Genomic DNA, 26,323 nt, shown 5'->3' on the forward strand with positions numbered 1-26,323 from the left:
TTAGCAGACTTCAAAGAAACATTAGAAACATTGTGCGAAGCGTGCTTTATAGAGAAATGTTAAAAATCCTATTCCCTTAACTTTATTAAGGTATCCCTCACTTAAAAAAACATATGTAAAATCAATAAATTATTGTTGATATAAAATGCAATGGTGGGCGTGACAGGGATTGAACCTGTGACCCCTACGATGTCAACGTAGTGCTCTCCCGCTGAGCTACACGCCCATTCATTGATGTTGCATACACCATATAGAATGCCAAACGTCAATGCCTAATTTTATTTTCTCTTTCAACAGATGCAAATAACTTTAAAAAATACTTTTTAAGCAGCGATAAGGATCTTTTCAACTTCATTGACGAGTTCACGTAAGTGAAATGGCTTAGAGAGAACCTTTGCATCAGGAGGGGCATCACTATTTGAATTGAGTGCTACCGCTGCAAAACCCGTAATGAACATTACTCGTAAATCGGGGTCAATCTCAGTCGCACGTCGTGCAAGTTCGATTCCGTCCATCTCTGGCATCACAATATCAGTCAGGAGAAGGGAAAATGGCTCTTCTTGTAAACGTTCATATGCGCTAATACCATTATCGAAATCGGCGACTTCGTAGCCTGCACGTTCTAGGGCTTTTACGAGAAAGCGACGCATATCGTTATCATCTTCTGCGAGCAGGATTCGTTTCATGATTATATTCCAATGGCTCCATTTGTCAGAGTTTTGCCGCATCAATTATACAATATAGAGTATTTATAAAAAAGATGGTAAAATGCTCATAATTGAAATGAATGGCAAAATGGTTAATTCTTACATTCTGATTCAAAATACAGCATATTCGTTGTGAGTTGGTTAAATTCGAAATATATGTGATTTTGAAAAAAGAAGGGGTTCTCTAAAACTACTAAGATGATTCATTACTATCTTTTCTTTTAAAGTTACTGATTATTATCAGAATTCCATTAAAAAACTTATGAAAACCGTTATTGTAGGGTTTTCATATATCGAGAAATTAGAAGAATATTATGTTAATTTATTGTTTTTAAAAAGTTCTCCTAAGAAATAGAAATTTTATAGTTATTTGTTTTTATAGAGATTTGTAATAAATATTATAAATGCGCTTTATTTCCATTTTTTTCTTAAATAGATGAAAACTATTGTTTTCCTAGATATAATATTAAATTATCACTTAATAAAAGATCAAAAATATTATTTTGATGCTTTATTTGTAAATATGTATCATGTTATATTAAGATATATTTATTATTTTTATTTATATAAATAGTTTTTTTATTAAGTTATTTTTTATGATGTAAAATAATATTATTTAATGTAATGATATACTTTGTATATTAGTTTTTTATTAGAATGCGTGGTGAATATTTAGGTCATGGCTTGCCTGTAAAGGCTAGAAAACGAATCATATGAGTGGTTGGAAAGAAAAATCTATTATATTTATAAAGTGTTTGTAGATCCAATGCTCGTAGAAATTTTCTTTTTTGATGGGGTGGAGCGGAAATTAAGGTTTAGTGTTATTTTACAGATACATTATCGGGAATAAAGGCATCAAATGCAGCCCAAAATTGTTTTTTATAATCTTCGTTAACCATAATTGTATCCAGTTCAGCGCCTGTAATAGTAATACTTTCTGTTAGACGTGTGTGTTGGCATAATTGCCGCACTTCAATGTTGTTTGCAATATTGTTTTGATTGGCAAGAATAAAGAGTGTTGGGATTCGTAAATTTCCATGAAGTACATTTCTCTTCATAGAATCAATCGCATTAAATACTGAAGCCATCCATTGGGATGTTGGGGGCTTAATGGAAGGGAGCGGCACTTTATGTATGTGTCCCAATTGTATATTTTTTTGTTTTGTCTTGTTTAATTTTTTCCCATCGTTCACTGATATAAAGCCAAGACCTATATCAGAAAGAAATTGTGTTAATTTATGTTGAAAACTATTCGTTTTATTGCCGAATGGAGCAAAAAGAGGAGAAACACAGAGCAATCTATTAAACTGATGATTAATGAGATCTAATCCGCTAAGTGCTATCAATCCACCTATGCCATAGGTGAGCATAGAGTAAGGCGGCGGACAATTAGGATAAACAATATTTTTAAGAAATTTATATAAGTCATTAATATCATTATTTATATCAAAACAATGATATCGTCTTTGTTTTCTTATCTTGAAGGATATTTTTTTTTGATCAAAGCAGTCAAATATTGCTGTATGAAAACCGCGTTTAGAAATTTCATTTATTAATAAAAAATATTTTTCTAAAGTATTTGCGTAGCTTTTGAGAATAACAATTGTTCCCTTAGATTTTTTCACCTCAGGATATGTTATAGCAAAACGAATTTCGTGATCTATTGCTATTTTAAGAGTATCATGATGGATATTAAGAGAAGTGGAACCCCAGTCTATGGGATAAAGAGGTGTTTCCAATTGAAATCCTTTTTACAGTGTATTTGCCGTTTAGTGCTTTGATATTTATGTAATGAAGAAAGAGGATTAAAAAAGGGGTATATTGCTTTTTAGATAGTTTTTATCAATTTAGGTCCCAAAGAGTTGAAATAAAGAAAAACGATTACTAGATAATATAGTGCGGTTGCCATGATGGGGCCGCAGGTTCACAAGTAAGTTTGCCATGTGGGAACTTTGTGAATTAATTATAAATTATAGTCGCTCTAGAGGAGGGCAATATTATGCGTCAAGTAGATTTTTCACCATTTTATCGTTCCACAGTAGGTTTTGATCATCTTTTTAACTGGTTTGATTCTAGAACACAACCAGACGAAGTTTCTTCTTATCCCCCTTATAATATCGAGCGTTTAACTGAAGATTCTTATAGAATTTCTATGGCTGTTGCTGGTTTTTCTCAAGATGAAATTGATATTGAAACGCATTGTAACCAGCTGATCGTTAAGGGAGACAGAAAGTCTAAAAATGATGATGAAGAGCGAGAATTCCTTTATCGAGGTATTGCTTCGCGTGCTTTTGAACGGCGTTTTCATTTGGCTGATCATGTTAAGGTTATTGGGGCAGAACTTGGAGATGGGCTTCTTCATATTCAGCTTAAAAGGGAAATGCCAGCTGAATTAAAACCCAAAAAGATAACCGTACAGATGTCACCATCCATTACAAAAAATGATAACAGCGACATTATCGTGTAAAGAAAATTTAGAAAATATGAGATCGAATAATTATAAATTTTTCTGAAGAATAAAAAACGCGAGGCAAAAGGTCTCGCGTTTCGTATGTGTTTTCCTAAGAACGAAGCGCATTTTAATAAAACAGCTTATCTCGAATTTATGATAAAATATCATTGCACATTATTCTACGTTGAAGAAAAAGTTCATGTGTGTGCAATTGAAATGCATAATAATTCACTTTTTAAGTAAGCTTGTTTTATAGCATTTTAAAAATGGTCGGAGCGGCGGGATTTGAACCCACGACCCCTTGACCCCCAGTCAAGTGCGCTACCAAGCTGCGCTACGCTCCGAATTCGTGTAAAACGATTAAATGACTGTTTCTTTAAAGGCAAGAGAAAAAATAAACAGAATAAAATCTAAAATGCTTTTGCACTTAGAGCTTTTGAAAGTAAAAATTTTGGACATCAATATTTTGTTGTTAATTCAAGATAAATAACGAATTTGTAAAATTCTTTGTGATCATTAAATTTTTAGCTTTATAGTTAATAGATGTATGCATTTAATTACTTTTGAGATTGTGAGGAGGGGGGTAAGATTGGTGATTTTAGGGGTATGAATTGGAGCAAATGAGTGCGGAAGGTATATTGTTTTCTTACCTAATCGTTACTTTTCTAAAAAGATAAGGATTTTCAAAAGAAGAAGGAGTGAATGTATGGTTTTGAAAAGTTTCGTTTTTTAGAGTTTTATAGATGAGGTATTTTGCATTTTATGTGGATAAAAAATTGTAAGTTCTGGATTGTATAATTACAAATCTCGTTTTACGGGTATGTATTTTTATCCAAATAAACAAGGTCAGAATGCTTTAATTTATGTTTCGTTTTTTTCTAAAAGATCAGATAAAATATTATAGAGGAAAAACTTTCAAAGTGTCTATTGAACTAAGAAAAGAGTAAACTATGAGCCGTTTTTCGGTAATAAATTTGACGCAAGCAGCAGTGGATCGTGTTAAAGCGATTATGGATGCAAAAGATGCACAGGGTATTCTTGTTGGTATCAAAAAAGGTGGTTGTGCAGGGATGGAGTATACAATTACTCTTGTCAAAGAAAAGGGGATAGATGCGGATGTTGTTGAAGTGAATGGTGCCCGTGTTTTTGTAGCACATGATGCGGTATTATTTTTATTAGGGACGCAGATGGATTATGAAGTGACAATGTTGCGGTCTGGTTTTGTTTTTAAAAATCCTAATCAAGTTTCAGCATGCGGGTGTGGCGAATCGGTGGAACTTCGTCCTGCTACGCAGGATCAATATAAAACAAATTGAGCTGAGCTAAATTATAATTTAGTAATTTTAGAGGGGCTTGTTCTTTTAGGTAGAAGAAATCTACTATTTTTTATCGTTCATTTTTAGCTTGTTTCCAAAGTGCTTCCATTTCATTCAAGGATGCGTCAGTGAGTGTTTTAGATTGAGTGGATAGCTTTTCTTCAATATAGGCGAAACGATTTCGAAATTTTATATTCGTTTTTTTTAATGCTTTTTGTGAATCAATCGCTAAGTGGCGCGCGAGATTAAGAAGTATAAAGTAGAGATCTCCAAACTCTGCTTCTATTTCTGAGTTTTGTTTACTTTTGATGGCTTCTTTGAGCTCTTCCAGTTCTTCTTCTATTTTTTCAAAAACTTTATCACTTTTTTGCCAATCAAAACCTACTTTAGCTGCTGCTTCTTGTAAAGCAAGTGCCTCTTGGTTTGCTGGCTGGATTTGTTTTACTGTTGCGAGTATGCTTGTGGAGGAATTGTTGTTTTTTTCTTCGCACATTCTTTTTTGTTCAACCTGTTCTCTTTTTTTTATATATTCCCACTCCTCTTTTATAAATCCTCGTTTTTTTTGCACGGCATTTCCAAAAACATGAGGATGGCGTCGAATCATTTTTTCCGTGATTGCATAAACAACATCTTCAAAAGTAAAGCTGCCTTCTTCTTGTGCTATGGTAGCATGATAGACAACTTGTAAAAGAAGATCCCCAAGTTCTTCACAGAGATCCTTTCGATTTTTTCGTTCAATGGCATCGATGACTTCGTAAACTTCTTCGAGCATATAGGGTATGAGAGATTCAAAAGTTTGTTTTTTATGCCAGATACAACCATTATCAGAGTTTCGTAATGCAGTGATAATTGTAGTGAGATCTCTGATATCTTTTGAGGCTAACATTTTGCACTTCCTTTGTAAGCAATAGAGTTTATGTTAGATGTCCCAACGTCTATGTAACCACATCCATTGTCCAGGATATTCACGGACCCAAGATTCAACAATATCATTTAATTTTTGCGTAGAAGCAGCTATATCGATATCATTTTTTTCATCACGTGGAAGTTCTACATGTTCATATAACTCTAAACGATGACGTCCACTAGGCAAACGAATACAACGTGCTGGATAAATATCACAGTCATATTGTCGAGCAAGTTTTATAATTAAGGGGTTTGTTTTAAGAGGTCTGTTAAAAAATGTTCCCATGATACCGCGGCGAAATTTTTGATCAACGAGCATACCAACATTTTCACCTTCTTCTAATTTGGCTGCTAATGCCCATGCTGCACCGGCCTTGGAGGGAACAAGATGTCCCATAGAAGTTTGTCGTGCTTTAAGGATTCGTTTGGCAACATAGGGATTATTGGGTGGTCTAAATAATACCGTAACATTAAGATCAAAACTTTGTGCACAAATAGGCAGAAGTTCAAAATTGCCAGTATGTGCGGTGAAAAAAATATGTGGTTTTTTTTCATTTTTTAATCGCTCAAATATTTCAATGCCTTTAACCTCAATGAAACCTGGCTCGTCTGCATGAGGATCAAAATCAAAAATTTTATCAAGAAAAATATATTCAGCTAGGAAACGTCCTATATTTTCCCACATTTCTATTGCAATCGCACGGAGTTCTTGCTCTGTTTTTTCTGGATATGCACTCCTAAGGTTTGCAAGTGTGATTTGATGACGATGTACAAGGGGACCAATTTTTTTTGCTAACCAAGCAAAAAAAGAAATTCCCATTTTGGCTGGAAAACATTTTAGAATAAATAAAGAACCAAAGAGTAGATATGCCCATAACAAGTAGGATATTTTTTTAGCTATAATTTTAATATGATATATGAGATTTTTAAGAGAAAGCTTCATCATGATTTAATCGATTTTAAGGATAATTTTACCAAAAACATCACGACTCTCCATTCGTTTTAAAGCTGTATCAATTTCATCCAGCCCAACAATTGTATCAATGACAGGGTGTACGGCTTTTTGTGCCATTTTTTGCATGGCATTTTTCATATTTTCCATACGGCAGCCAAATGAACCGAATATCTTAAGCTGTTGCTGGAATAATTGCATGAGATTTATTGGTGCTGAAACACCAGAGGTAGAACCGCAAGTCACTAAGCGTGCTCCTTTTTTCATACATAACAGAGAACCGTTCCATGTATCGACACCAACATGCTCAAAAACAACGTCAACACCTTTTTTTTGGGTTAATTTACGCACTACACCTTCAAAACGATCTTTACGATAATTAATCACATGATCTGCCCCAAGAGAGTGCGCTTTTGCAATTTTTTCATCTGAACCTACAGTTGTGATAACTGTACAGCCCATGTGTTTTGCAAGTTGAATGGCTGCAGAACCAATACCTGAGCCACCAGCCTGTACCAGGATTGTTTCTCCTGCTTGTAGTTTTGCGTTATCGAAAAGCATATGTTCTACGGTACCAAAAGTAATTGGAGCAACTGCTGCTTGCAATTCATCACATTGGGGAGGTGATGGAACTAATAAACGTGCTGGCAAATTGACAAGCTCACACGCAAATCCATCAAGGTGAAAACCATAGACTCCCTTTACATTACTGCAAAGATTATCCCGCCCTTCATGACAAGCTTGGCATACTCCGCAGGTTTGTGCACCATAAATTGAGACAATCTGTCCAAGTTGGAGATGTTCAACGCCATCTCCTATTTGTATAACCTCACCAGAGGCTTCTGCACCAATGATGAGTGGCATTTTTCTTTTCGCAAAAGCCATGCCACGCCATCCCCATACATCAATATGATTAAGAGCAACGGCTTTTATCCGCACAGTTACTTCACCTATACTAGGTGAAAATGGCGGGGAAATATTGCTGATTTCAAGCCGACGATCATCGAAGAGTTGCAGTGCACGCATTATCATCCCCCTTAAATATATTATTGGTTAGCGTTATAAAATTTTATTATTAAAGGATTATCCTTTATATGCAGTGATAACAAGACTCATATTTTGACCACCAAATCCAAATGAGTTTGACAAAACCGCATTGACACAGGACTTACGGCTATGATGAGGAACAACATCTAAAGGGATAGTAGGGTCAGGATTATCATAATTTATTGTCGGTGGAAGTATTCCCGATTGAATGGTTAAAAGCGAAAAAACCGCTTCTATTGCACCAGCTGCAGTTAATGTATGCCCAATCATTGATTTATTAGAAGAGACAGGAATATGCTCTAAAAGATCACCGAATACTGTTGATAATGCAAGATATTCCATTTTCTCATTTTCAGGTGTTGAAGTTCCGTGGGCATTAATATAGTCAATTTCATTGATGGTTATTTTTGCATCGTCTAAAGCTTTGCGAACGGATTCAATTGCTGGTGATGCATCGGGTTTTGAACGTGTACGGTGAAAGTCATCGGCGGTTTCTCCACAGCCAGCTAAAATTCCTAAAACTGTAGCATTACGGTTTAATGCGCTTTGAAGAGATTCAAGAACAAGAGCGCCTGAGCCTTCTGCCATAACAAAACCATCTCGATCACGGCTAAAGGGTTTTGCTGCTTTTTCTGGAGGCTCATTCTGAGTTGAAAGAGCAGATAGTAGCGAAAAACGAATAAGAGATTCTGCTGAAACTGATCCATCTGTCGCAATTATGAGAGCTCTATTTGTCTCTCTCCGTCTAATAGACTCAACACCTAATTGAATTGCTGTTGCACCAGATGCACAGGCAGTGGAAAGTGTAACAGGAAGTCCTTTTGTGCCAAATGTTTTTTGAAGTTTTTCTGCAATTGCACCAAATTGTGTGGATTCAAAAAGCGTCTCATGGAGTTTATCTTTACAGACTTTAAGAAGATGTGCATAAGAAGGCTCATTATTGAATTCTTCCTCTTGATCAAGACTAAAACGTGCTTTCCATTCAAGTTCAACAGGAGGAGCAGCTAGAAAGAGTGGTCCATTAAAATTTTTTTTATCAATAGTAGCTTGTTCTAAAGCTTCTTCAGCAGAAAGATGTGCAAGCTTCTCAGAGAGAGCTGAAGCACCAAGTGTACTTTCTTTAAGAAAATCAATTGTTCCAGCAATATATGTATTTAATCCCTCAACGGGAAAACGTGTTATTTTGTGGATACCACTTACACCGCTAGTTAATTTTTGCCAATTTTCATGTTTCCCTTGTCCCAGTGATGTGACAATGCCTGCACCAGTTATTGCTACAAGTGGACGCCCAAAATGATCATGATATTTCACTATAGAAATTCCCCTTCAAACAGCAGTAAGACGCACAATACCTTCAGCTCTTTTTATACCAATCGTTGTAACAAATATTTCACGTACTTCTTTAGAAAAAGGTTTTTCATGAGGACTTAACACTGGAAAACCGCGTTTTTTTTCAATTGAAAGTGCTGCAAGAGCTAGAGCTAGAGGAAATTGTGCTTCCCGCATATAACCAAATAATGTTGTAATGCCACGGTAAAATAGATCAGCATTATCAAGAGCATTTTGTTCTGCTTTTGTTGCTTCGTGAGCTCCTGAGGCTGCTGAAATGGCTAAGGCAGATTTAGCGCCCGCAGTTTTTAACATTGTTGCAATTGAATCTCTAAGTGGAATTTTGGTTCTATCTGTTTGGTCTGTAATAATTTGGCTAATTTCAGCATAAGCACGTGCGTTGCGTTTTTTGGCATGTTCTCCACTTTCAATAACTAGGAAGATCCCACCAGAACCTGCTATGACACCGCCGCCTGGATAGATTCCACGATCCCACACTGGGCTCCATCCATTATGGGTTAAAAGACCACCAAGCTCATGCGCCAACAACATATCATAACTTTGTGCATTATAGGAACTTCCTACAAGAGCATGGGTACTTTGACCTGATTTAATACGAGCTACAGCAATTTGAAGTGCAGAAAGACCACTGCCTTCTTCTCCCATAAATGTACGAGATGATCCAGTGACTTTATGAACAATTGAAATGTTTCCTGCCAAAAGGTTTGAAAGTTGTGCCAAAAATAATGTTGGACGAAGTTCAGTTGAAAGAGCAACATTTAACATAGAAGCATGATCGGCAACTGCGCGCGCTTTAGAAAGAATCTGTGTATCAACAGTAATATCACGTTCTCCCCCACTTGCCGCTACGATCATATCCATTGTTGAAGTGAGTTGTTCATTATTTTTTATGCCGGCATCATCAAGAGCAAGACCAGCCGCATAGGTACCAAGACGCTGCCATGTTCCCATTTGCCGTTGATCACTTTTTTTAGGAATTTGTAAACTCCAATCAATTTCGGGCAATTTATGAACCGTGTAAGGTGAAAAAGTTGTATAATCTAGGTTTGGTGTACGGATTGGATCATTTAAGAGATTCCAATGTTGATCAGTTCCTGCCCCCAGAGAGCTTATGAGACCTATACCAGTAATGAATACAGATTGATCAAGCATGGCGAAAAAACTACTCCGCCTGTTTTAAGGCAACGAGATCATCAATTTTTGCACAAAGGTTTTTAAGAACAAAGTATTCTTCTGTTGCAACGGTACCTTCGTTGACTTCTTGTGTCCATTGTTCTAGAGGGACTTTTATTCCGAAAGCTTTATCAATAGCGAAAACAATATCAAGAAAATCAAGACTGTCGATTCCTAAATCGTCAATTGTATGACTCTCAGGTGTAATTGTATTGCGATCAATTTCACTGATTTCTGCAATGATATCAGCAACTTTATCAAACGTGGAAGGCAATGTACGGATTCCTTATTATAGAGTTAGTAAATTCAAAATACATTTAATATTGTTCTTCTAGCCTTTTTTCTCTTTAAAAAAAAGACTTAATCCAGAATATAGCTGTCTTTATCTATAGAGAAAAGAGGTTTACAGTACATGAAATACTATATCTCAATATTTAAAAAACTTTGAAATTTTATTGCGCATTTATTTTACAAGACTATTTTTTCTATTGGCAGCAAGGACAGCAAGGGCTGTTATATTAACAACTCCCCGGGAAGTTACTGAAGGCGTTAAGATATGGGCGGGACGTGCTGCCCCGATTAGAATAGGACCAACATGGAGTGCATTTGTGAGGCTTTTAACAGTGTTGAGCGTGATATTGGCTGAATCAAGTGTTGGAAAGACAAGCAAATTAGCTTCACTTTTAAGACGAGAATTAGGAAAAACACGATCACGAAAAACTTTGGAAAGGGCAGCATCAGCATGCATTTCACCATCTGCTTCTAAATCAGGGTGTAATTTGGCAAGAATTTCTGTTGCACGTCGCATTTTACGCGCACTTTCTGTGTTTTTAGAACCAAAGTTTGAGTGTGATAATAAGGCTGCTTTTGGTGTTATTCCAAATGCTTCAACTTCTTGAGCTGCCAACACAGTCATTTCAGCGATTTCTTCTGCAGAAGGATTTTCATTGACGTAAGTATCTGTGAGGAAAAGAGTACGTTGTTGAGAGATAAGCAAACTCATAGCAGAAAAACGGTGAACATGAGGATCAAGACCGATAATTTGTTCAATCAATTCAAGTTGACGTTCAAAGCGTCCTTCTAAGCCGCAAATCATTGCATCTGCTTCTTCACGCATAACGGCAAGGGCAGCAATAGCCGTTGTTGATGTTCTCACTACTGTTTTTGCCATTTCAGGCGTAACACCACGCCTCCCTGTATAATGAAAAAATAAATTAACATAATCACGAAAACGTGGATCATCTTCAGGGTTTGTTAATTCAAAATCTATACCAGGACGAATTCTTAAACCAAAGCGTTTTAATCTTGCTTCTACGACATGTGGACGGCCGATAAGGAGGGGCGTTGCTGTTTGTTCTTCAATGACAACTTGTGCTGCACGAAGGACGCGTTCATCTTCACCATTGGCATAGATGACGCGTTTACGTTTTGCTGTTTTTGCTGCAGCAAAAACAGGTTTCATTGTTAAACCAGAAAGAAAGACAAATCGATTGAGGATATCATAGTAGGCCTCCATATCTTCAATGGGACGAATGGCGACACCAGTTGTCATTGCTGCTTTAGCAACAGCGGGAGCAATACGCAGTATTAAACGCGGATCAAAAGGAGAGGGGATCAGATAGTCTGGTCCAAAATTGGGTGGTTCTTTCGAGTATGCACGTGCTACAACATCTGAAGTTTCTTCACGTGCAAGGGCAGCAATCGCATGAACAGCGGCCATTTTCATTTCTTCATTAATTGCACTAGCACCTACGTCTAATGCACCACGGAAGATATAGGGAAAACAAAGGACATTATTAACTTGATTGGGATAATCAGAGCGTCCTGTGCAGATCATTGCATCTGGTCGTATAGAGCGTGCTTCTTCAGGCATAATTTCTGGTACTGGATTAGCCAGTGCTAAAATGAGTGGATTTTGAGCCATTCTTTTAAGATATTCAGGCTTTAAAACACCACCCGCAGATAGGCCTAGAAAAATATCCGCATCATCAATAATATCAGATAAAGTTCGTGCGTCCGTTTTTTGTGCGTAATTGATTTTCCAACGATCCATAAGGGTCTTGCGACCTTCATAAACAACTCCCTCTAAGTCACTAAGCCAAATATTTTCAACTTTTGCCCCAAGACGAACCAAAAGATTAAGGCAAGCGAGGGCAGCAGCACCTGCACCTGAGGTAACTATTTTTGCATTTTCAATTTTTTTTCCTGAAAGATTTAAGGCATTTAATACAGCCGCAGAAACGATAATGGCAGTTCCATGTTGGTCATCATGAAAAACTGGAATTTTCATTTTAGCACGAAGTTTTTCTTCGATGTCAAAACATTCAGGAGCCTTAATGTCTTCAAGATTAATACCACCAAATGTAGGTTCTAAGGTCGATATTGTTTGTACCATTTGTTCTATATCGGATGCATCAATTTCAATATCAAAAACATCAATATTCGCAAATTTTTTAAATAAAACGGCCTTGCCTTCCATAACTGGCTTGGAAGCGAGTGGACCAATGTTCCCTAAACCAAGAACAGCAGTTCCATTGGATATAACAGCGACTAAATTAGCACGGGAGGTATATTGAGCAGCAAGATTGGGATCTTCATGAATCGCAAGACATGGTGCTGCAACGCCTGGAGAATAAGCAAGAGCTAAATCACGTTGATTATCAAGAGGTTTTGTTGCTTGTATTTCCAATTTTCCAGGTTTTGGGTGTTGGTGATAAAAAAGTGCGGCACTGTCAAGTTCAGCTTTTGGTGAACTGAAATCACTATTTTGTTCTCTAGACATTTTTATGATATCCAAGTTAGCGTATGTGTATATGAGATGTTCCATCTACGATAAGGTTTTGTCCACTAATAAATCCTCATTTCTCTGAATATCAAAATGTATGAGTATGAGAAAACTCTTCTGGATCGTAAAACCAGTTTGATAATTCTTTTTGTTTGTGTGCATGAATAATTTCATTGATAGCAGCACGATTAGTTTTTTCTTTCCTTAATAAAACCCGTAAAAATTGATTAGTCTACAAACGAATAAAATATTACTAATAATTACATTACCAAGCCATTATTTTTTTTGCAATGCTTACAACTTAAGGAAAGAAAAGAAGAGTGCTTTCTATTAACTTCATCTTCTTTATTTAAATTTCTATAGGGAGGTAGAAGAAATTTTAAATAACAATTTGCAATTTATAAATTATTTTTGCAGCTATTTAAAAGGAAATTGGAACTTTAAAAATGGGAGTTGTTTTATTTATTATTCAATTGAACTCTTAATAATGCGAACTTTATAATTTATAATGAATCATCTCGTATGTTGAATGAGAAATTTGAATACAATAAGATTCTTTTAGCTCAAATTCACCTAATATAATAAAAAATATTTACTTAGATAATTCAACGAGAGTAATATGTGGATAAAAAACATTAAAAAAAATAAATAGAAGTGTTTCTATGAGCTATTTTAATACAAAAGCATGAATTTTTTTCACAATTAATAAAAATAATTATTACCGATTTTGTACCTTTATGAAACTATGAAAAATAAAGGAGTTAAGAAAAAGATAAGGAAATAGAAGACATGCTTTATCATTCTTAGAATGATACGTTGTTTGATAAGCCATTACGCTTCTTTAGGGTTATTGCTTAGGATGTCAAAGAAAACCGCATGCCAATTATCCCAACCTTTGAAGTACAAAGCTACAGTTGAAAAAAAAGCATTCTATGATGAGCCATTAAAACAACTGGAGAGAGAAAGTGGAAAAATATCTTTTTCCACTTTCTTATTTGTTATTGGATTCGACCACTTGCATGAGCAAGCATAGTATAAACTTTTCCGGTATCTGATATCAAGTACTTGCGAACTGAGTTGGAAGAGCCAGAACTGCGCGATATATCACGTAAGAGCTTTTCGAAATCCGTAACATATTGATTCACTGAACGTTTAAACCCAAAATCGCTCATATATTTTTTCTTAATCATTTCAAATATTTTTTGTCCATTTAAGGTATAAAGGCGTTCTGTTACGATGTTTTTTTGTCCACGTTGATAATGATCCCATAGCTCAACAATGGCATTGTGATTAATAGCTTGCACTATACCAGAAGCTAATGAATTAAGAGAGCAGTTTGCAGGAGATGGTTTTGTTTGCACTGATGTTAAAACATCATCACTAGGGGGAGCATCATAAAATGTTTCTTCACGTGAAGCTCTTTCTAAGAGATTTGATACCCATTTATTTGGTCTTTTTTTGCTTTGATCTTGTTGCAAAATAGGCTTAGGTGGCACAATCTTTTTAACAGACTCAGTGGAACTGTCACTTTTTTGATTAAACATTGATGATGTAGGAAATGCTGATATTAGCTGTTTTTGTGCGCTCTTTTGATCATTTTGTATAACACTGACTAAATCTTGTAACGCTGTAATCTGTTCATTCAAAGCTGTGCGAATTGTTTGCGTTGTTTCTTTTGTTTTTTCTGGAAGTTTTTTTACATTTTCATTGATATCATTATTAATCTTTGAAAGCTCTAAACGAACTTCATCAGCGGAGCGACGTATATCTTCTGCTGCTTCTGAAAAACGCGTTGATGCTTCACTAACAAGCTTATTAAGTGATTGTTGGAATGAATTTGTGGAGTTACGCGCATTCTTATCAGAGCGTTCAAGTGCTAAGTTGAAGATTTTTTCATAATGCCCAATCATTTGATTAATTTCATGAGACTTTGAAACAAGAGCATCGCTTAATACAGAAAGCGTATTATGTTTTTCTTCAAGTGTTGCACTAAGTGAATTTTCAGACTGTTCAAGAACATGAATAGTTTGGGAAAGTGTCTTTGCATGTTCACCAAAACTACTCGTTATATGATTAATTTGTTCAAAGGTACTCTTTGAAAGTCCTTGCAGAATTTCAACATTAGTATTGAGCGCTTGATTTGAGGCTGACAAACGCTCTGCTACTTGGTCCGTGTTGCGGAAAAAATTATTCGTACTCTCATTAAACTGCCCATCAATATTTTGAACAGCCGATAATAAAACATTACTATTTTCCTGAAAATTGTAAATTGATTGATTCAACTGTGTTAAGATGGATGAGACATTATTAACAAGCTCTTCCTTCATAATCGTTATTGTTTGAAGTGTTTCAGAGTTAGCTTTGGTTAAGCTATTCACTAAAGATTCATTATGTGCATAAATTCTTTGTTCAGCATTTTGTGTGGAAAGAGAGAGTTGTTCACCGATATGCTGTGTTAAAGAATCAATTGATTCTGTCGTATTTTGCGCTGCTTGATTTAAGTGATTTGTAAGCTCTGTTATTTTTCCAACATGTTCTGAAATTTGTGTTGTTGTTTGATTTCCAGCATCTTCCAGACGGCTCGTTACATCAGAGAGTTGATATCCTAAATTATTTTTAAGATTTTGCATAGAGTGATGAAGAACATCACAGCGTTCATTAAGAACTTGTTCTATTGCTGTTGTTGATGTGTGAATAGTTTCATTCAATAATGCTTGTGCATTATGACTGGCTGTTGCGAAAGCTTCGACAGTATGCGCTGTTTGTTCAGACAGAACTGACAGAACTTTTTCACTGGTATCATAAACAGTTTTTTTGACATTTGATACAATGCGATTGCCTGATTCTGAGAGAATATTTTCTGCTTGTGCAGTAACATTTGTAACAGATGAAAGAATTTGTTCACTCGTAGAAGAAAGAATATCAGAAGCTTTTATAATCTTATTATGCAGGTTATCTGTCACTGTATTAACAGAGTCTTCTAAGGTTACACGCATATTGTCAACACTGCTTTCCAGCGCTTGTTGAATTATCTGACTTTGCTCATTATTAATCATGAGAGACGTTTTTAATGTGTCAGAACGTTCCTCAATAACAGATGTTTGCATATCAATGGCTTCACAGATTTGGCTAAATTTTTCAGATAATGTTTCCTCTAGCGTTGTTGTCCGTTCAAAAATTTTGTGTGCACGATCTTCTAGATCTGTATCGAATGATTCCATACGTGTTTCAAGGGTTTCAAAGAAAACACCACTCGATTGAGAGAGCGTATTCTTTAAAATTTCGGCATGGCTTTCAAGGTTTTTGATATGATCTTGAACCGTTTCAGTAATGTTTTTATTATTGGCGACAATTGCACTCTCAACTAAATCTATTTGTTGTTTCAATGCAACATCGACACGTATATCACTTTTTGCAATGAGATTATGGATTGTTTCCATGCGTTGTTCAAGTGTGCGTGCTTGATCGGCAAGAACTTCATTGAGAGAAAAACTATTAATCGCTAAAGAGTCGCGCAGAGCATCGGCACGGATATCAATATTTCTCGCTTGTGCTTCTAAAGCATCTTGGGTTGTATTACAACTTTGTACAATGACATCTTGTAACTTTTCAGTGCATTGAATGATGTTTGTAATATGATTTTCAGCTTGTTTATCAACGACTTGAACATTGTCAGCCAAAACTTTTTCAATATGAGAAGTATTTTGGGATAAAACATCAATTTGATTTCTTAATGTATCCGCAATTTTATTCTTCTCGTTATCGAGCATGTCTGCCATAAGAGCTCGTTGATCAGAAAGTTGTACTTTAAAATCTTGTGAACGTTCTTGTATGATATCAACAATGGCATTGTCGACATATTGAATTTCTTCTCTCAGACTTTCTTTACTTTTATCAATTGCAGAAAGAATAGCTTCACGTCCATTTGTAAATGCATGGGTAATGTCTGCTGTTTTTTCTTGGAGGTTCTCATTTATTTTCAAGACATGAGCTTCCAAGAAGTTACCAAGTTTTTCAGCATTATCCTCTAAAGCCTGACTGCGTTCTATAAAGGAATCAATGATGGAATCACTATGTTCTTTAAGAGAAAGATCAACCGTTGCTAAACGTTGTTCAAAGGCTCCAATTGCTTGCGAGGTTACGTTATCAAATTTAGAAGAGAGTTTATGTGCTTGGTCGTCGAGCTTTAAGATCTTCTCATCAAAATTCTGTAGAGATTGATTATTACGATCAATAAGAGCTTTATCCAAGGCTTTAAACTTTTCATCGACAGCGTGCAAAGTTTGATCTGTTACTGCTTGTATATGTGTTGCAATTTTAGCAACATGTACTTCTGCTTTTTCAGCTGTTTCATTAAAAGTTTTTTCTATTTGTTTTTCATTATGATCAAATCGTTTTGCAAAGCCATCGAAGTTTTTTCCTAATTCATGAAAAAATTCCGTGTTTTTCTGCTGAATTTGTGTTGTTGTTTTGTTAAATTTTTCAACAAGCTGATTTGTTACGCCATCACCAGCATAGGAAAGTTTTTCAACGAGGTCTTCGCCTTGTTTTTGTAAAGTTTGAGAAAGGGTTTGTGCAAGCTTTTCAACATTGGTTACAATGTTAGAGGTAACCAAACCAAATTCATCACTCAGTTGTTCTTGGGTTCCTTTAATTGTTGATTGTACGCGATCTGCATGATTCAAAATGGCTATGCGTTCATTACTCAATTCTTTGATTAATGTGTGAATGCGTGATTCATTTTCAGCATAGGCTTGTTCTAGATTATGAACTTCACCTTGTATGATTGCTTCAAGTTCAACAGCACGTCCGAGGGTACGTTCAATACCTTCGTTCATTGCTGCTACTTCTTCACGAATGGTTTGCCCTATAGCAATAGCTTGTTTTTCAGATAGATGTTGTGGTTCACTAAGGCGCTGTGCAGCATTGGTCATAAGAAGCGCAATATTATGCAAGTCGTTTGAACGTTTTGTTAATTGAGCAACGCCCCAAGATATAAGGATAGGAATTGCTGTTCCGGCTGCTACAGCAAGTCCTGTTGGGGATGTAACAAAAGTGCTGATATTGGATAAGGAGCTGAGTCCGGTAGGTGCGAGCTTATGCGCAATAAAAGCTCCTCCCGTTGCCCATAAAGCACTAAGCGCTGTTGTATACCAGTAGACTCGAGAGGAAGAACGCTGCTTGAATGGTCCAAAATTTACAGGGGTTGTTATATCATCATTTGCGGGAAGAAGTTTTGTAGGCAATAATGTATTATGAACAGTTCCACCTGAAATATCAGGTGAAGGTTTTGGAGCAAAAAGCTGTTCAACAACGGATTTATCAATAACAGCTTCATCATGAATATTAGAAACAAAAGTTGACGTACCGTTTTCAGCAAAAAATTCTTCTTCTGCCATTGCAATTTTTTGAATCAGATCATCGACATTAACAACATTTTCAGAATTATTGGATGATATCGTTTCAAATCCTGTGTCATCGAAATCAAAGTTCATAGCTTTTGTGAGGGCTTCTTCAACTTCAACTTCAAATGTTTGCAATTTTGTTCTGCGTGCCATACTCGCCTCGTACTCTTACAGCCGGAAAAGGGATACGTCCTCTTCCACATAATTTCTACATACTAGCTGTTAATTATTTAGAAAGGAATATGCTTAGGGAAAAATTTTAAAAACTTATCAAGATAAAGTTAACGCGGTTTCTTATACCCTGTTTAAAAATGTTATAAAATATAGTGAAAACAATTTATTATTTAAATCTAACTAAAACAAAAATACTGTTTACAACTTGTGTTTATAGAAAGCTTTATAAGCCGGCAGTCTTTGAAATAAGGACTTTAATAGCGGTTATATATACAGTAAGGTGCAAATGCCTCTCTTTAATATCGATAATCGTTAATAAATGTTGTTGTCCGCTTACTTTTATTGATTCTAAACGAAGCAGATTCATCATCACATATAGTCTGTAATAGCTTAGGATGTATAAAAGTATGCCTTTGAATTGTAAGCTCATAAAAAAGTAAACGTGGAAAAATTTTTAATTTAATATAGCTTTTCGTAAGTTGTACTTTATTATTGTCTTAAAGAGCCGTTTTTTCTCTAATTTCAGTTGTTTGTTGCTGAATTTTTAAGCTTCTACGTTGACAATTGGATATTTTTCAGTCGATATGCATGCACGAATATTTTATGCAATCTAGATAAAGGTGTAAGAATAATGGCAGAGCGATCACAACACCTGCAAGATGTGTTTTTAAATACGGTGCGTAAGCAAAAAATTTCCCTTACAATTTTTCTTGTCAATGGCGTTAAACTCACGGGTATTGTAACTTCATTTGATAATTTTTGTGTTCTTTTGCGCCGAGATGGACACGCGCAATTAGTTTATAAGCATGCTATTTCTACGATTATGCCTGGACAGCCTGTACAGATGTTTGAGGGTGAAAGTCCTGAGTAAACATATCATTTTAAGATAGACCTCTTATCCCATTTAAAAGTACTTAGATTGCTATGATAAATGAAAATGAGAGATTAGGAGGGGTATTTTCGCAGAATACAGGACAGGTGCGCGCACTTGTTTTGATACCGATTTTTCAAGAAAATAGAAGTGAAAGCTCTTTGAGAGAGTGTTCTATATCTTCTCGTGTTAAAGAATCATTGGGGTTAGCACGTGCTATAAGGTTAGAAGTTGTTAATTATGAAACGATAAATATTGCAACGCCGCGCTCTGCGACTCTCTTTGGAAAAGGTAAAGTAGATGCGTTAACCTGTTATATAGATGAATATTCTATTGAGCTTGTGATTGTAGATCACTTTTTAACGCCAGTACAGCAGCGTAATTTAGAAAAATTGTGGAATTGCAAAGTTATCGATAGAACGGCTTTGATTCTTGAAATTTTTGGGGACCGTGCACGAACAAAAGAAGGAGTTTTGCAAGTAGAGTTAGCGCGTTTGTCCTATCAAAAAGGGAGGCTTGTGCGGAGTTGGACGCACTTGGAAAGGCAACGGGGGGGGCGTGGCTTCCTAGGTGGACCTGGTGAGACGCAAATTGAAGCAGATAGGCGTCTTTTACAAGAAAAAATTATTCGTATTCGCCGCGAATTGCAAACGGTTATTAAAACGCGTGCACTTCATAGAGCAAAAAGGAAAAAAACATCTTATCCTGTTGTGGCACTGGTAGGATATACGAATACAGGAAAGTCAACTCTCTTTAACCGTTTAAGCGGTGCAGATGTTTTAGCAAAGAATATGTTATTTGCAACGCTTGATCCGACTTTGCGCAAAGTTGTTCTTCCCCATGGAAAAACTGTTCTTTTGTCTGATACTGTAGGGTTTATTTCTAACTTGCCAACGAATTTGATTGCAGCTTTTAGAGCAACCCTTGAAGAAGTGGTTGAAGCGGATCTCATTCTTCATGTAAGAGATATGTCAGATCTTGATCATCGAGCACATGCCCAAGATGTTTTAGAAGTGCTTTCAAGTCTTGATATCGATATTGATGATATGGAGCACATCATAGAAGTTTGGAATAAGATTGATATGTTAGATGAGCAAGCATTGAATGTTTTACAAACAAGCGCAAAGACGCGATTAAATCCTGCTCTCATGGTATCAGCACTTAAAGGGGATGGACTCGATCAATTATTAAGAGCCATTGAAAAGCTAATTTTTGGAGAGGTGCAAAGCATTGAATATCTTTTACAACCTCATGAAATGTCGCTTATTGATTGGTTTTATGAAAACTCTGCGGAAATAGTGCAAGAAGGGCATGATGATGGGTCTATTACCATTAGAGCGGTTGTTACTTCTGAAGCAAAAAAACAACTAGAGAGCCTCAAAAAAATATGAATTAAGTTCTTTAAAAATATTTTTGAACATTTGTGCTTAAATTTTATATTTTTATTATCTCAAAATAATATGACAGCAAGTTAAGAGGATAGTTACTACTTTCTCTTAATAAAACAATATGAAGAAGTATTTTGCTGGTTAAAATAAAGATGAGTCTTACATGTAATAAAAGACTATTCGTACGTACCGTATGGCGAAGCATTTTGATTGTTTTGCTATTACAAATTCTATGTGTATCTTTGATTTGGTTGTATTATTTTGTCCAGCCCCGTGGTTACCAAGCAACTTTAACATTTTCATTATCTGATTCTGTAGGAAAGCCATTACCAATTAAAAAGCAAGACAATGTTATCGCTTTTTTGTTTTCACAGCCTATGTTCTTCAATGATTCGAATTTTTCTTTAAGTGCTTCTTATAAGAAAAAAAATCATGAAAATATCCGTTTATCGCGTCATGGTGATTTTATCGATCTTATTTTTGAAGCCGAGACACTTGAAGCAGCTCAACGTGGGTTGGAAACTTGGTTTTCCGCATTTTCACAAGCAATCATAAAACAGAAACAATTCTTGTTAAATGATAAATTAGAAGACAAACAATATGATAATATTGCAATCCTTAATATCGTGCAGGAATTTCGTAAATCTATTGATTCTTTTATTCAGCGTGGTGTAAAACAAACAGAACTTCATAATCTTTCGATGCAATTAACGCAAGCAACTTTAAAGCGTATTCATTTAACAAGTTTGAATTCAACGATTAACATGATGCGTGAAAATGGGCAGTCTTTACTGTCTTTATCGTTTATTGCAGGCAATTCAGCAATTGTTTCTCTGGAATCTAAACGTGATCTCTTGGAAACGCAAAGAGCACATATGGCTGCACAATTAGGGTGGACACATCCTCAAATTAAAGCGATGACTGCAGAATTAGAGACAGTTTCTCATCAATTAAAAAATAAAATTTTACAGATTGTTTATCAAGTTCATTCAGATGAGGTTATTGCAACGGAATTGGAAAAACAGCTTCAAAAAAGGGTGAGTTTTTTTATAAGAGATCAATCCCAATCTTTGAATGAAATATTTAATGAATTTGAAAATAAAATAAAAGCAGCGATCGATGTCCAAAATAAAGCGATGAGCAAGTCTGTTCAACGAAGAGAAAAAGTCATTGGTTCATATTGGGGATTGAGTGATAATCCTCTTCTCTTACAAAATACAAATATCCACGTGGTTATGCCAATAACGTTAGCACCAATTTCTTTTATGGCTCTTTATGGAAAAAATATTCTTGTGAGTGCATTGGCCAGCTTCCTTACTCTTTTGCTAGGAATCTTGTTATTCTATCCGTGCTTTAAAAGGAAAAAAGACCAAATCTCAGAAGAGGATTTGAGATCAAAAGAAAATTCTCTTAAGAAGAATGAGAATATTTTAGTCTCTCAAGAAATGAAAAATTTTGAAGCTTTTATTACGATAGAGGGATTATCTGATGTTTTGAAATGGCGTGCTTCAACCATTATTTCAATCATTGGACCAGAGGCTGCACGGACAGCGGCAAAGCTTTCACTTCATCTCACAAAAGAGAACAAAACAATTTTGTTGGTCGATATTTCTGGTCAACAAATAGAGAAAGTCATTGGTCCACATCGCGGACTGAGTGATATTTTAACGGGCAATGCCAAGTTGCATGATGTTATTTACCGTGATTATGATACGGGGGTTGATATTCTTCCTCAGGGGGTAACAAGTGCCATTTCAGCACAAGATTTTTCAAATGATATTTTTCATATATTACAAGAATTTAAAAAAGAATATGATTTTATCATCCTAGAGATGGCAAGCGAACCAAAATATGGGTTTGAGCAATTTGCAGAGCTAACAGACTATTATATTTGTAATACTGTTCTTAATGAACAAGAATGGATGATGCGGATGGTAGACAGCTTTCCAAAGACTGTTTATCGCATTGTAGCATCATAAGCTTCGTAAAGTAAAAAAGAAATATGTATCGCATGTTATAGTGGTACGCTTGTTTTTTGCTAAAGTTGTAGTACATACTAAAATAGACAAAGAGTTAATGTTTAAATTTTAAAATGCATTTTAGTTGGAGAGAAGCGTGGGGCAATCAGAGATGGTAGTAAAGAGATTAAACAATAGCATTTTAACGCCTGTGCAAAAGGAAAATAGAAAACATATACAGGTGTGGCTTTACTCTATTTTATTGCTGTGTTTGGCAATTGTCTTAGTGGGTGGCGCTACTCGTTTGACGGGATCAGGATTATCTATAACGGAATGGAAGCCAATACACGGCGTTATTCCACCGATTGGTGTGGATCAATGGCAAGAGGAATTTTTAAAATATCAACAGATAGCACAATATAAGCTGCTTAATCCTGATATGACCTTAAGTGCTTTTAAGGTCATTTTTTGGTGGGAATGGGCGCATCGTGTTCTTGGGCGTCTTGTTGGTCTTGTCGCTTTATTGGGGCTCATTTGGTTTTGGGCGACTAAGCGTGTTGAAAAAAATATCTTACTCCCGCTTATTGTTGTACCTATTCTTATCGCCTTTCAAGGCTTTATTGGTTGGTGGATGGTTGCTTCAGGGATTGGGCAAAGTAGTTTAACAAGTGTGAGCCAATATCGTTTGGCATTTCATCTTATAACGGCATGTTTTGTTATTGTTTTTGTTACTTATTTATCTCGAGGGCTTGCAGAATATTCAGAAAAGCCAGCAAATCAAAAGGTGCAATATTTTGCGGCTTGGCTTGTTATTCTCGTCTTGATAGAGATTTATTGGGGTGCTTTGGTTGCAGGGCTTCATGCAGGAAAAGTCTATAATACATGGCCCCTTATGGATGGTCAGATTATTCCTGATGGATTGTTACAGCATCGTCCTGTTTGGCTCAATTTATTCGAAAATCCCTTAACGGTTCAGTTTATTCATAGATTTTTTGCTTATTTTTTATTGATTGCCTCGGCTATTCATGCTTTCTATGTACAAAAAAATGTTCCCCGTTCAACCCACTCTCGTCGTGCATTTCTTATCTGTGGTATGATTATTATCCAAGCACTTTTAGGTATTTTGACACTGTTACATGAGGTTCCGATAAGTTTGGGGCTCATTCATCAAAGTATGGCATTAGTCGTGTTGTGTTTTGTTGTTGCGCATTGGCGAGCAACAAAAGGGGCTTATCCCGTTGTTGAATAAAAGTTTGTGAGTAGGGAGGTTTAGTTGCCTGAAAGCATTAAATCGAGGTTTTGGATAGCTGCAGCTGATGCGCCTTTTCCTAAATTATCGAATAGGGCGCTGAGATTGAAAATACCTTCACGATCATTTCCAAATACGAACAGTTTCATACCATCTTTATTGGCTAAATACTCTGGATTAAGTCTTTCAAGTGAAACAGTTTCTTCTTGTGATGCGACTAAAATGGTATTTTGTCCTTCGTAATGGTTTGCGAGAATTTCGCGCAAATCAGAACAGTTTGCTGATTTTGTGAATAAATGGCGATGCAGAGGAAGATTCACAATCATTCCTTGGGGAAAACGACTCACACTTGGTATAAAAACTGGGGTTTGATTGATTTGTCCATAGATTTTAATTTCTGGCACATGTTTGTGTTCAAGATTAAGACCATAGATAAAATAATTGTCCTGAATATTTTGTTGAGATTGATTTTCCATTTGTAAAATCAACTGTTTTCCACCACCGGTATAGCCGGAGATTGCATTAATCGAGATGGGATAATCGGCGTCTAGCAGTCCTGCTTCACGGAGTGGGCGAATCAAACTAATGGCACCGGTAGGATAGCATCCGGGATTGGTTATATAATGTGCTGCTTGGATGCGCTTTCTTTGTCCTGCTGTCATTTCAGGAAAACCGTAAACCCAGTCTGGTGCAACACGGTGGGCTGTCGAGCTATCAATAATCCTAATGTTTTTATTTTTTTTAAGCCAATGAACTGTTTCGCGTGCAGTATCATCTGGAAGACACAAAATAGCAATATCGGCTTGATTAAGATAGTCTTGTCGCAGATGAACATTATGGCGATCTTTATGAGCAAGAGAGAGTAGTTTTAAATCTGTACGCCTTTCTAAGCGTTTTTGTATTTGTAGTCCGGTTGTGCCATGTTCACCATCAATAAAAACTTTGGTTAGCATTCTTATTTGCCTTCGTATTAACTTTGCCTATTATATTCAGCTTTTCACATTATAAATTATTTTTAATCATTAAATTATTGAATTTCTTTAGATTATAGATACCTTTTGTAAAAGGTGTAAACAAATAAGAGTGTAAAAAAAGAAATGTAATCTCATTTTTTACCATTCTCGAGAGGGAAGTTTTTCGTTGTTTTTATAACAAAGAACTAAGATAAATATTTACCTCATTATTTTTGAGTGTAAGTAGTTTAAAATGTTTGGTTTGCATGGTTTGCTGTGTTATCGTTCCTTGACTTTATTTTTTTATGTTAGGAATGTGTTTTATGACTCAGCAAGAAAATGACGCACAAAAGCGCTTTTTTAATGATAATTTACAAACTGTTGATGGTGCAATTTTTGACGCAATTAGAGGGGAGTTTGAGCGTCAACAACATGAAATTGAGCTGATTGCTTCAGAGAATATTGTTTCAAGAGCGGTCCTTGAAGCGCAGGGGTCTGTTTTAACCAATAAGTATGCAGAAGGTTATCCAAGAAAGCGCTACTATGGTGGGTGTCAATTTGTTGATGTCGTTGAAGATTTAGCTATTGAAAGGGCAAAACAGCTTTTCGGTGCTGCGTTTGCGAATGTACAGCCTAATTCTGGTAGCCAAATGAATCAAGCTGTCTTTTTAGCTTTACTTCAGCCTGGTGATACATTTATGGGGTTGGATTTAAATGCTGGTGGTCACCTTACGCATGGTTCACCTGTTAATATGTCAGGAAAATGGTTTGATGTTGTTTCCTATGGTGTGCGTCAAGAAGATCAGATTATTGATATGGATGAGGTTGAGCAGCTTGCAAAAGAACGTAAGCCAAAACTTATTATAGCAGGGGGCTCATCTTATCCACGGCTATGGGATTGGGAAAGATTCCGTGAAATTGCAGATGAAATCGGTGCTCATTTACTCGTTGATATGTCTCATATTGCTGGTCTTGTTGCTGGTGGCGTGCATCCTTCACCTGTTCCACATGCGCATATTGTAACAACAACAACACATAAATCGCTTCGAGGTCCACGTGGTGGTTTAATATTGACAAATGATGAGGCTTTATCCAGAAAAATTAATTCTGCAATTTTTCCTGGTCTTCAAGGTGGTCCTTTAATGCATGTGATTGCCGCAAAGGCTGTTGCGTTTGAGGAGGCTTTGCGTCCCTCTTTCAAGAGTTATAGTGCTAATGTTGTCGCTAATGCGAAAACTTTAGCAAAAACATTACAGGGTAATGGTTTTAATATTGTTTCTGGTGGTACAGATAATCATTTGTTGTTGGTTGATTTACGTTCCAAAAATCTAACAGGTAAACGTGCTGAATTGGCTTTGGGACGCGCTCATATTACCTGCAATAAAAATGGCATTCCTTTTGATTCTGAAACGCCATCTATAACATCAGGAATTCGTTTGGGATCACCTGCTGCCACGACGCGTGGTTTTTTAGAAAAAGAGTTTATTCAAGTTGGTCATCTGATTTCAGAAGTTCTTGATGGTCTTCGGAGTGCAAAAAGTGATGAAGATAATCATGTCGTTGAAATGGCTGTTGAGAAAAAGGTAAAAGATATAACGAATCAATTTCCTCTTTACTCTTATCTTACCACTCGTTAA

General features: G+C 36.0%; 18 protein-coding genes and 2 tRNA genes. 7 read left to right on the plus strand and 13 right to left on the minus strand.

Annotated features, from left to right (window positions below; all coding sequences use genetic code 11):
• Positions 1-151: 151 nt before the first annotated feature.
• The 3 genes from ACFINZ_RS07490 to ACFINZ_RS07500 form a co-directional block, all read right to left on the minus strand.
• Positions 152-226, minus strand: a tRNA-Val gene (locus ACFINZ_RS07490).
• Between the two features lie 97 nt (positions 227-323).
• Complete coding sequence (cpdR, locus tag ACFINZ_RS07495; RefSeq protein WP_005773448.1) at positions 324-686, minus strand: cell cycle two-component system response regulator CpdR; 363 nt, start codon at positions 684-686, stop codon at positions 324-326.
• An 842-nt stretch (positions 687-1,528) separates the two neighbouring features.
• A complete protein-coding gene (locus ACFINZ_RS07500) occupies positions 1,529-2,446 on the minus strand; it encodes a serine aminopeptidase domain-containing protein (protein ID WP_375633161.1) in 918 nt (305 codons plus the stop codon).
• Positions 2,447-2,706: 260 nt separating this feature from the next.
• On the opposite strand from ACFINZ_RS07500, the gene ACFINZ_RS07505 reads away from it, so the two are divergent.
• The gene (locus ACFINZ_RS07505; RefSeq protein ID WP_273791398.1) at positions 2,707-3,174 is read left to right on the plus strand and encodes an Hsp20 family protein; all 468 of its coding nucleotides are present in this window, start codon (positions 2,707-2,709) and stop codon (positions 3,172-3,174) included.
• A 252-nt stretch (positions 3,175-3,426) separates the two neighbouring features.
• On the opposite strand, the gene ACFINZ_RS07510 is transcribed toward ACFINZ_RS07505, so the two are convergent.
• Positions 3,427-3,503, minus strand: a tRNA-Pro gene (locus ACFINZ_RS07510).
• Between the two features lie 606 nt (positions 3,504-4,109).
• Here ACFINZ_RS07510 and ACFINZ_RS07515 point away from each other — a divergent pair.
• Positions 4,110-4,475, plus strand: coding sequence for an iron-sulfur cluster assembly accessory protein (locus ACFINZ_RS07515; protein ID WP_375636975.1), 366 nt, complete (start codon positions 4,110-4,112; stop codon positions 4,473-4,475).
• 70 nt (positions 4,476-4,545) lie between these two features.
• Here the strand turns inward: ACFINZ_RS07515 and mazG are convergent, their stop codons facing one another.
• The 8 genes from mazG to ACFINZ_RS07555 all read right to left on the minus strand — a co-directional run bounded on the left by mazG (position 4,546) and on the right by ACFINZ_RS07555 (position 18,246).
• Positions 4,546-5,361 carry a nucleoside triphosphate pyrophosphohydrolase gene (mazG, locus tag ACFINZ_RS07520; protein WP_375684142.1) on the minus strand — a complete coding sequence of 272 codons (816 nt, stop codon included), beginning with the start codon at positions 5,359-5,361 and terminating at the stop codon, positions 4,546-4,548.
• A gap of 33 nt (positions 5,362-5,394) precedes the next feature.
• A complete protein-coding gene (locus tag ACFINZ_RS07525) occupies positions 5,395-6,324 on the minus strand; it encodes a lipid A biosynthesis lauroyl acyltransferase (RefSeq protein WP_375636986.1) in 930 nt (309 codons plus the stop codon).
• Positions 6,325-6,330: 6 nt separating this feature from the next.
• On the minus strand, positions 6,331-7,359 hold the full coding sequence (locus ACFINZ_RS07530) for a zinc-binding dehydrogenase (RefSeq protein WP_375636976.1): 1,029 nt from the start codon (positions 7,357-7,359) through the stop codon (positions 6,331-6,333).
• A 57-nt stretch (positions 7,360-7,416) separates the two neighbouring features.
• Positions 7,417-8,691, minus strand: coding sequence for a beta-ketoacyl-ACP synthase (locus ACFINZ_RS07535; RefSeq protein ID WP_375633157.1), 1,275 nt, complete (start codon positions 8,689-8,691; stop codon positions 7,417-7,419).
• A 15-nt stretch (positions 8,692-8,706) separates the two neighbouring features.
• Complete coding sequence (locus ACFINZ_RS07540) at positions 8,707-9,882, minus strand: beta-ketoacyl-ACP synthase (RefSeq protein WP_375634480.1); 1,176 nt, start codon at positions 9,880-9,882, stop codon at positions 8,707-8,709.
• Positions 9,883-9,892: 10 nt separating this feature from the next.
• Positions 9,893-10,177, minus strand: a complete 285-nt coding sequence (locus ACFINZ_RS07545) for an acyl carrier protein (RefSeq protein WP_005773457.1) — start codon at positions 10,175-10,177, stop codon at positions 9,893-9,895.
• Positions 10,178-10,366: 189 nt separating this feature from the next.
• Complete coding sequence (locus ACFINZ_RS07550; RefSeq protein WP_375618513.1) at positions 10,367-12,685, minus strand: NADP-dependent malic enzyme; 2,319 nt, start codon at positions 12,683-12,685, stop codon at positions 10,367-10,369.
• A 1,001-nt stretch (positions 12,686-13,686) separates the two neighbouring features.
• On the minus strand, positions 13,687-18,246 hold the full coding sequence (locus tag ACFINZ_RS07555; RefSeq protein ID WP_375633155.1) for a hypothetical protein: 4,560 nt from the start codon (positions 18,244-18,246) through the stop codon (positions 13,687-13,689).
• 652 nt (positions 18,247-18,898) lie between these two features.
• Between ACFINZ_RS07555 and hfq the strand changes: the two genes are divergently transcribed.
• From hfq to ACFINZ_RS07575, 4 genes are all read left to right on the plus strand, one after another.
• Entirely contained in the window at positions 18,899-19,138 is a 240-nt protein-coding gene (gene hfq, locus ACFINZ_RS07560; RefSeq protein WP_005773461.1) for an RNA chaperone Hfq, read from the plus strand.
• Positions 19,139-19,191: 53 nt separating this feature from the next.
• On the plus strand, positions 19,192-20,529 hold the full coding sequence (gene hflX / locus ACFINZ_RS07565; protein WP_375633154.1) for a GTPase HflX: 1,338 nt from the start codon (positions 19,192-19,194) through the stop codon (positions 20,527-20,529).
• Between the two features lie 149 nt (positions 20,530-20,678).
• A complete protein-coding gene (locus tag ACFINZ_RS07570; RefSeq protein WP_375636980.1) occupies positions 20,679-22,505 on the plus strand; it encodes a hypothetical protein in 1,827 nt (608 codons plus the stop codon).
• 136 nt (positions 22,506-22,641) lie between these two features.
• The gene (locus ACFINZ_RS07575; protein WP_375633152.1) at positions 22,642-23,733 is read left to right on the plus strand and encodes a COX15/CtaA family protein; all 1,092 of its coding nucleotides are present in this window, start codon (positions 22,642-22,644) and stop codon (positions 23,731-23,733) included.
• Positions 23,734-23,753: 20 nt separating this feature from the next.
• Here ACFINZ_RS07575 and argC read toward each other — a convergent pair whose 3' ends face one another.
• A complete protein-coding gene (gene argC, locus ACFINZ_RS07580; protein WP_375633151.1) occupies positions 23,754-24,686 on the minus strand; it encodes an N-acetyl-gamma-glutamyl-phosphate reductase in 933 nt (310 codons plus the stop codon).
• Between the two features lie 323 nt (positions 24,687-25,009).
• Here argC and glyA point away from each other — a divergent pair, with 323 nt between their 5' ends.
• The gene (glyA, locus tag ACFINZ_RS07585) at positions 25,010-26,323 is read left to right on the plus strand and encodes a serine hydroxymethyltransferase (RefSeq protein ID WP_375634485.1); all 1,314 of its coding nucleotides are present in this window, start codon (positions 25,010-25,012) and stop codon (positions 26,321-26,323) included.

It is taken from the genome of Bartonella sp. AA81SXKL, from assembly GCF_042196945.1.
Lineage (GTDB): Bacteria > Pseudomonadota > Alphaproteobacteria > Rhizobiales > Rhizobiaceae > Bartonella.